This is a genomic window from Vibrio sp. SS-MA-C1-2, from assembly GCF_021513135.1.
In the GTDB taxonomy this organism is placed as follows: Bacteria; Pseudomonadota; Gammaproteobacteria; order Enterobacterales; family Vibrionaceae.
The window spans coordinates 15,754-23,895 of sequence record NZ_CP090982.1 but is presented as its reverse complement, the minus strand read 5'-3'; the positions used below and the strand labels follow the sequence as shown (position 1 = coordinate 23,895).

The window sequence follows — 8,142 nt, the reverse complement described above, 5'->3', positions numbered from 1 at the left end:
GATTGAATATTTCCTCTTCCCTTTATACTTCAACTTATCCTTTTAAATTTTATACAGGCAACTCTGCCATTATTGTTCCTCTTTGCTGAAAACAGATAACTATTGACAGTAAAAAACAAACATGTAAACTTTTTTAAAGTAAGAATGTTTACATTTTTGGCTGTGATTTGTCATCATGTATAAAAAACATTCAACCTTGACGTATGACAGATAAAATAATAATTAGGATGGAACCTTTCAATGGAAATTAAAGACATTGTCTTAATCTCACTTTTTGCCGCTATCACCGCAGTATTAGCCCTTTTTCCGCCCATAACATTACCTTTAATTCCGGCTCCCATTACCGCACAAACCTTGGGGGTGATGCTCGCTGGAGGTATTTTAGGTAGCAAACGGGGATTTTTATCGATCACCCTATTTTTAGTTTTAGTTTTTATCGGACTTCCATTGCTTCCTGGTGGTGGGGGAGGCATCTCAGTCTTCTTTGGATTGACGGGGGGATTTTTGATTAGCTGGCCTTTGGCGGCATATTTGATGGGATGGCTTGTTGAAAAGAACTGGCATCATTTAAGCCGAGTGAAAATATTTTTCATGTGCCTGGTGAGTGGCATTGGTGTGGTTTATCTCATTGGTGTCCCATGGCTCTCTTATATGGCGAACATGTCTTTAGCTAGTGCTTTTATTGGTTCATCGGTTTTTATCGTAGGGGATACAGTAAAAGCGATGATTGCATCAAGCATTATCTTTGCTATTTCAAACTACTACCCAATGATTAAACAACCGAGTAAAGATAAATAAGATGATTTCTTGTCATGATATTGTATTAAAAAAAGACGGTAAAACCTTACTCTCAAATATCTCATTAACGCTGACAGCGAAGCGAATTGGGATCATTGGTCATAATGGCAGTGGAAAAACTTCATTTAGTAAATTGTTAAATGGCCTAGAAACACCGACATCTGGGGAGATTACTATCTTTGATAGCCAAGGGGGCTCTTTACCTCGCCAACAACACATGGGTTTTGTCTTTCAAAATCCAGATAATCAAATCATTTTTCCGATTGTAGAAGAAGATTTAGCGTTTGGTTTGAAAAATAGTGGATTAACAAAAGAGCAAATCTCTCAGCGGGTTAGTCAGTTTCTTGGTCAGTTTGGCTTAGAACATTTACAAAAGTGCCTAACTCATCAGTTAAGTGGCGGCGAAAAACAGTTAATCGCGCTACTTGGGGTATTAATTATGCAGCCGGACTATATTATTTTGGATGAGCCAACGACCCTGCTCGATCTAAAAAATCGTGGTCGGTTAATTCATCTATTGGCGGGTTTAGAGCAGACATTAATTATTGTTAGCCATGATTTAGGGCTGATCAGTGAGATGGAGCAGGTGATTTTATTCCATCAAGGTGAGGTGATGGGTGTGGGATCACCTTTAGATATGATCGCTAAGTATAAGGAGATATCCCTATGCTAGGGATGGCGTATATAGGAAGTGATAGCGCGCTTCATCGTCTGTCAGCGGGGGTTAAGCTGATGGGGTTGATGTTTATCTGTACTGGGGTTTTTATTGTTAATTCTGGAATCGTCTTAGCGGCTGTCGCCCTTTTTAGTGGCACGTTGTATTGTTTGGCTAAGGTGACGGTTCATCAGCTAGTTAGGTTATTCAAGTCGATGATTTTTCCTGCCTTATTGTTATTTATGGCGCAAATTTTCTTTAATGATCTTTCATCGGCTATGTATACGGTAACGCGATTTATGGTGATTTTATCATTGGCGATGTTGATGACAGTGACAACGACAACCAGCCAATTAATTGATACGATTAATCATGGACTAAGAGTGATTGTTAGTCGAGAAAAGGCCAATAAAGTGAGCTTAGCCATCTCCCTTGCTATTCGTTATATCCCTAAGATACGCGAAATATTCACAGAAGTTAAAGAGGCACAGCAAGTCAGAGGTCTAAAAAATAGCTGGCACTCCCTTGCGATGATCACCATTATTCGCGTGTTAAAATCGGCGGATGAGATGTCGGATGCGATTACTGCGCGATCGGCAGGTACTCATCTTTAATTTTAATCCATAGGATATTAGGGTATTACCATGATAAAAATACGTCCCCATCATCTTCTATGTTGCTTAACTTTTTCTGGTCAAGGGTATACTCAGGCTTTTATCGTTAATTATTATGACATTATCCAGAGGATTAAAAGGGGAGAGCTATTGATGATAACGGCTGAGCCGGATGATATTTGCCAACCTGTTTGTCATGATCCTCACCATCACTGTTATGAAGGGAGGATTAGCCAGAGAGATCAAGCGGTCATTGATGACTTTAACCAGAACAGCCCATTAACATTGCGAATAGGGACTCTGATAAATAGTGATGATATTTTCAATGATAACAGTCGTGACCTTTTTGCTTCAGGGAAAATAAGAGGCGGTTGTATCGCTTGCCAATGGAAAGATCTCTGCGATGAACAAGCAAATAAACAATTTGTAGATTCAATTTTATTATCGCAATAGAACGCTTTCGATTTTCATTCGTTAATAAAAAGGGTGGAATTTAGCTCTTTTTGTTGTCTTCTTTAGAGGCCATTTGACAATGGCTTAGACGATTAAATCGCCAGTTAGCAAAGTAGATATAGGCAATATCTACGCATTGTCGGATTACAGGGAGAGAGATAATATTGGCTAATATCGACCATCGGTTAAGTTGTTTCCAAATTAAAATGAAGGCATCAACCCCCCGATAAAGGCGACCTTTGGCATCTTTTGCATGGATAATTTTTAGACCTTCCGAGAGAGTAATCCCTTCTTTTTCTAATTCACGGTTAGATACGGTGACATCTTGCCATTTAAATATGCCTATGGGGGCAATTTCTCGATAATGGTTGATTTCTCGTGAACATAGGCCACATTTCCCATCATAGAATACAGTAATCATTGCTACCTCCACGCACGGTTGATAAGAATGAAAGAGTGATGGTTTATACTTTTCTGTCGGTTCCTTTATCAATTATCTACCCATAATCATAGTTCAAATGTAGAAAAGTGGAGTAATAATTTACGCTATACTGGTGGAAATCAGAGGGGTTTTATGTTCTGAATAAGTGTTACTTTTTGGCGTAAGTTAATTGTTAATTTTTTATAAATCAACATGGTGCTATTCATTACCAACTGTGGATTTTAGATCTAAGGTATTTAAAAATAATCGTGGGTTAGCCATGTTTTTCAACATTCCTTGAGTGGGCAAGCAATCATCATCGACGTAATCTGCATAATCAGCGGCAGATTCAAAAATTAAAATATCCCAGGCTAAGCGATCTAAACCATAGAGGCCGCGGTGGATCATATCCGCACTAAACACCAATAAGTCACCTGCGGATAAAGGGATCTGTTTACCACCAGAGATATTATCGCTGCTCACTTTGCCGTTCATTTCTTGGCGAACATTGAACTCTTCATCATTATCCCACCGTTTGTGTGTTCCGGGGATAACCTCCATTCCTAGTTCATCAAATAGGGGAATACGAAGGTGTAAAACCTGAGTTTCCATAATAACTTTCATCTGATCTTCAATATCATAGTCATATTGACAGTCTCGGTGCCAGAAATCTTTTTGTTGCGGGTTTACTGGGTTAAAAAACAGCTGTGTATTCATAAATGACGGTTTTTTTGGTATCACCGTATCGATGACTTCCATCATTTTTTGTGAGCTAATGAAGTTGAATAGGGTGGCTCTATCATTGTCTGATAAATATTCACTCCCTGTTATAAGGCTAGAATTGAAGGCTTCTTCTTGATAAAACTGCCCGTTATCTGTTTTCCACTCTTGATGGAATTTGAGGATGACTTTTCTTAGTGATAAAATTTCAGCTTCATCAAAATAATTTCTAATAACAAAGTAACCTTCTTTTTCATAATGGTGGCTTAATGGTTGGTTGCACTCTATCACTGGTAGCCTTTAAATCTGGGGGAGTCTGTCTGAGGCCCTATAATAAACTTTTGCATAAACTGGGGCTACCCTTTTTATTGCCTCCTTTATGCTAGTTTTTATGCGGTAATGATCTGTTTTTTCTCTTAAGTACGGGAATAATTTATCCTAGTGTGAAATACTCTAATAAGCTTAAGTTGTTGTAACTTTATCAATAAAGAGGGCTTATGGGTCAATTAGAGTATATGCAATTATTTATTACTATTGTCGAGTCGGGGAGTATTACTAAAGCGGCTGAACAGTTAAATATAGCAAAGTCTGCGGTGAGTAAGCGATTAAATGAGCTGGAGTCGCTGTTAAAGTGTAAGTTAATCAATCGAACAACCAGAACGTCGTGCCTGACCGTGGCTGGAGAGTTTTATTTACAACGAGCTCGCCATATTTTATCTGACGTGACCCAATTAAATGAAAATGTTGTGTTAGAACAAACGGAAGTAAAGGTAACCAAGTCTGTAGTCATGCGTTTATCAATATGCCAGCCGACGATACGACGGGAATACAGATCCATAACAACAGCCAAATACATCCATCCTTCTCCGGTTTTCAAGTACGTCACGTCACCAGCCCAAACTTGATCTGGAGCTACAGGGTTGAAATTCTGGTTCAACAAGTTGTCTGCGACAGCATCGCTGTGCTTGCGTTTGGTTGTCACCTTGTAGGCGACTCGCTGAGTTGCTTTCAAACCTAACTTGTTCATCACAGCCCGAACGCGGTAGCGTCCTACAGCAAAACCTTCCTCGCGTAGCTTTTTCACCATTTCTCGGTTACCAAGGCTCTGCCGACTTTTCTCGAAAAGCGCCTTGGTGCGTCGATACAAATTTAGCGTCTCAGCCGTAATTAGCTTCGCAGGACGGTTGAGCCAATCGTAGTAGGCTGATCGACTTACTTGCATAGCACGACATAGGTGAAAGGCCGGGTACTTTACCGACTCAGCCTTGATAAAATTAAACTTTATTTCATTTCTTTCGCGAAGAAGGCTGACGCCTTTTTTAGAATTTCTTTCTCCATGCGCAACACTTTGACTTCTTTACGTAGCCTTTTTAGTTCGTCGCGCTCATCATCAGAAAGCTCGGTACCTTCAAGTTGTGCTTCGATTTTTTCCTTCCACTTATACAAGACCGTTGTTGTTACACCCACGGCTTCTGCGGCCTGAGGAACGGTATAGCCTTGCTCTCGTACCAATGCTACAGCTTCTTCTTTAAATTCTTTAGGGTAGCGTTTGTACGCTCTTTTCTGAGTCATTCATCACCTCATTGTTCTGACAAATATTGTCTCTCAATTCAGTGTCCAGTTCCATTAGACCAGAACAGTTAGTCAACGATCGAACCTTCCTTATTGCTGGGGACCTATCGGTGAGCCTCACTGTAGACAATCATACAGCCAAAATAAAAAAATCAATATACTTGGATTTTTAAGTTTAACAGGGCAGCTTTTCTTCGAGTCAACAGAAGACACTGTTTATTCAGAAACAGTGATAAAAGCATTCGATAAATTTATAAGTGAAAGAAGAGCTAATACGCCGTGCTTTATTATCTTAGATAATGCGTCAATGCATCGCTCGGCATTATTTAAAGCAAAATTAGATGAATGGTTGATGAAGGATGTTCTTATTTGCTATTTACCCCCATATTCACCAGAACTAAACTTGATTGAAATATTGTGGCGAAAGTTAAAATACGAATGGCTTACTTGTGATGCATTTACATCGTTTGAATCACTAAAGAATTCAGTGTTAAGCATACTGAATTCCTATGGTAATAAATTCACGATAACTTTTAGTTAAACACTTATAGAGAAATTTTTCCCGCCGAAAAGAGTTCAAATTATTAGCCTTATTGTCTATTACTGAATGATTTATCTATTTACAGAAAAATGGATCAAGGTTATTACTCTCTGAATTTCCACTATTGATGTAATAAAAAAATCTTGTATGTAATAGTTTAGTCTTAACTTCTTTTCTTTACATTTTTTTAGTTCAGGAAGTGTAGGGTGTTCAGGGAGGTCGGAGAATTATTTAAGTGATTATTTAACGAGCATAGAGATAATGTCATTTAATGTTTTTTGGATCTTAACTTTTTAATTATCCATTATATTTGAGTTTGTTAATGGGAAGGTGAAAAGGGGAGTGACAGCAATCACTTTATCGTGCTGAGTTATTAGCTTGTGAACGTGACTCAAGAAAATAAAAATCGGTTTAAACCTTAGTGTTAGATCTGAAGCGATTTCTATTCTCTATAAGATGATTAAGAAATTAATAGTGTGCATTTCGATGGCAGTGTACATGTAAATGAGCATTTTCTTCTTTTTTGATACCCAGTTTATTATTTAGGCATGTCGTGAGTAAAGTATTCATCACTTTCGATTCACGTTGATTTTCAGGCTGCCAAGCAGTGATCATAGATAAGCGTTGTTGGAATAGATCGGTATTGTTCATTTTTTATCCTTATTATAATTTTTAGTGATAATTTTCAGCGACGCCTTAATAGGAATAAGACTCTATATGGGCTAAGCGACATGCTCGGGCCAAGTCAACGCCTTTATGTAACAAATCCACTACAAGTTTAGCTTCTAATGCCGTTGCAAATTTTATCTCTGGAAAATCATTTCCTGTAATTTTAAAACCAAGAGACAAAGGTACTATCTTTAAATTGTTCATCACATATCCAAAAGTTTGAACTTTATCACATAATTATGCCCTTGTTCGTACGATAAATGAACTTGAAATTACCTGGTCATACCTCTTAGTGGTTAATATTGTGATTTGTTAACGTATTATTAACCTAATAAAGGTAACTGTTTTTTTAATGGCAACACTGTGTAATCAATGATACATATTTATAACATAATTCTCTGTGTTATAGCCGATTCGTTGATAACTTTAGCTCGAAATCTATCCGTTATTTTATTTCGTTATAGGTGGGTGGCGAGGTGATCCAGTAATAATCGAGTTGCATGGTTGATGTGTTTCTTTGAAGGGTATACCAGCCAAATAGTCTCTTTTTTTGACTCTAAATGTGGAAAAATATTGATCAAGTTTCCTTTTTCTATTTCATCAAGACATAGCATTTCGGGTAAAAAGCTAATTCCTTCTCCTGCTATTGTTCCTCTTTTAATCAATTCTGCATTATTACTGATCATTGTGCCTGATATGTTAATCGGTTCTTTCCCCATTAAAGTCCATTGCTTTTCTAGAATGCCATCAGGGGCTCTAAACGTTAAGCAGTTGTGTTGAGATAACTCTAATGGTGATTTTGGCAGCCCATATTTTTGGATATATTCAGGACTAGCCACCATAACACGAGTAAAGTTGCCAATGGGTCTTGCTATCATTGATGAGTCTGGTTGAGGGCCAACACGCATTGCTAGATCGAATCCGGTGTGCTGTAGTAGGAGTTGTTGACTGTGGGTTGTAATATCTAAATTGATTTTTGGGTTTTTATCTTGAAAATCGATTAAAGAGGGAAGAATTTCGATGGCTTCATTTAAAATTTGCAAACGTACGGTGGTTTTTATATTACTTTTTTTATCATGGACTTCATCATTTAATTTTCTGAATTCATCGGCTAAAATTTTAGTTTTTTGATAATATCGCTCTCCACTTTCTGTTAAATATAAATGCCTTGTGGTTCGCTGAAAGAGCGTTGTACCAATACTATTCTCTAAATGTGAGATTCGTCTAGAAACTTTAGATTTTGGGAGGTCGAGTACATTTGCAGCAGAAGTAAATCCTCCCGTTTCAACGACAACATGAAAGATTTCTATATCATCTAATCGCATAATGATTCCTAAAGATAATAATTATAATTTGTCATTATATAGCAATCGTAGATCTAATAGATCTGGGTATTTTACGGGTTTTATTATAACGTAGGCAAAACAAGTTCAACTGCACCGTAATTTTTCATAAGCAGCCGCATGAAAGTTATCTTGATGTAAACGTTTGATATTTAATGAACATCACTATGATAAAATCCCAAAAAACTTTTTAGTGCCTACTTATCTGATATACACTTTCATTCATTGCCATATCAAACATCCAACACATTAACTCTATACCATCGCTGCTTGCTCTACACTAAGTTCTTTAGAACTGATGTAGTAACTGTACTATAAAGCGACAGGTTTACCTTTCTCAAGACAAAATTTTTGGC

The 8,142-nt window shown here is 37.5% G+C and carries 9 protein-coding genes and 3 pseudogenes; 6 read left to right on the top strand and 6 right to left on the bottom strand.

Going from position 1 to position 8,142, the window contains the following annotated elements; genetic code table 11:
* Positions 1–240: 240 nt before the first annotated feature.
* Genes L0B53_RS18410 through L0B53_RS18395 form a run of 4 tightly spaced genes read left to right on the top strand, consistent with a single transcriptional unit; the run spans position 241 to position 2,520 of the window.
* Positions 241–798: a biotin transporter BioY gene (locus L0B53_RS18410; RefSeq protein ID WP_235062418.1), complete on the top strand. Its 558-nt coding sequence runs from the start codon at positions 241–243 to the stop codon at positions 796–798.
* 1 nt (position 799) lies between these two features.
* The gene (locus L0B53_RS18405; protein ID WP_235062417.1) at positions 800–1,471 is read left to right on the top strand and encodes an energy-coupling factor ABC transporter ATP-binding protein; all 672 of its coding nucleotides are present in this window, start codon (positions 800–802) and stop codon (positions 1,469–1,471) included.
* On the top strand, positions 1,465–2,067 hold the full coding sequence (locus L0B53_RS18400) for an energy-coupling factor transporter transmembrane protein EcfT (RefSeq protein WP_235062416.1): 603 nt from the start codon (positions 1,465–1,467) through the stop codon (positions 2,065–2,067). Before L0B53_RS18405 ends, L0B53_RS18400 begins: the two co-directional genes overlap by 7 nt.
* A 30-nt stretch (positions 2,068–2,097) precedes the next feature.
* On the top strand, positions 2,098–2,520 hold the full coding sequence (locus tag L0B53_RS18395; protein ID WP_235062415.1) for a DUF1284 domain-containing protein: 423 nt from the start codon (positions 2,098–2,100) through the stop codon (positions 2,518–2,520).
* A 40-nt stretch (positions 2,521–2,560) separates the two neighbouring features.
* Here the strand turns inward: L0B53_RS18395 and L0B53_RS18390 are convergent, their stop codons facing one another.
* Complete coding sequence (locus tag L0B53_RS18390; RefSeq protein WP_235062414.1) at positions 2,561–2,941, bottom strand: thiol-disulfide oxidoreductase DCC family protein; 381 nt, start codon at positions 2,939–2,941, stop codon at positions 2,561–2,563.
* Between the two features lie 219 nt (positions 2,942–3,160).
* Complete coding sequence (locus tag L0B53_RS18385; protein WP_235062413.1) at positions 3,161–3,952, bottom strand: phytanoyl-CoA dioxygenase family protein; 792 nt, start codon at positions 3,950–3,952, stop codon at positions 3,161–3,163.
* 206 nt (positions 3,953–4,158) lie between these two features.
* Here L0B53_RS18385 and L0B53_RS19635 point away from each other — a divergent pair.
* Positions 4,159–4,287, top strand: a pseudogene (locus L0B53_RS19635) (LysR family transcriptional regulator); the annotation flags it as partial.
* Between the two features lie 143 nt (positions 4,288–4,430).
* Here L0B53_RS19635 and L0B53_RS18375 read toward each other — a convergent pair.
* A pseudogene (locus L0B53_RS18375) lies at positions 4,431–5,233 on the bottom strand (IS3 family transposase); the annotation flags it as partial.
* Positions 5,234–5,303: 70 nt separating this feature from the next.
* On the opposite strand from L0B53_RS18375, the pseudogene L0B53_RS18370 reads away from it, so the two are divergent.
* Positions 5,304–5,774: pseudogene (locus L0B53_RS18370) on the top strand (IS630 family transposase); the annotation flags it as partial.
* Between the two features lie 468 nt (positions 5,775–6,242).
* On the opposite strand, the gene L0B53_RS18365 reads toward L0B53_RS18370, so the two are convergent.
* The 3 genes from L0B53_RS18365 to L0B53_RS18355 form a co-directional block, all read right to left on the bottom strand.
* Positions 6,243–6,425, bottom strand: a complete 183-nt coding sequence (locus L0B53_RS18365; protein WP_235062412.1) for a hypothetical protein — start codon at positions 6,423–6,425, stop codon at positions 6,243–6,245.
* A gap of 45 nt (positions 6,426–6,470) precedes the next feature.
* On the bottom strand, positions 6,471–6,647 hold the full coding sequence (locus L0B53_RS18360) for a hypothetical protein (protein ID WP_235062411.1): 177 nt from the start codon (positions 6,645–6,647) through the stop codon (positions 6,471–6,473).
* 254 nt (positions 6,648–6,901) lie between these two features.
* Positions 6,902–7,768 (bottom strand): LysR family transcriptional regulator, encoded by an 867-nt coding sequence (locus L0B53_RS18355; RefSeq protein WP_235062410.1) that lies wholly within the window; start codon positions 7,766–7,768, stop codon positions 6,902–6,904.
* Positions 7,769–8,142 lie beyond the last annotated feature (374 nt).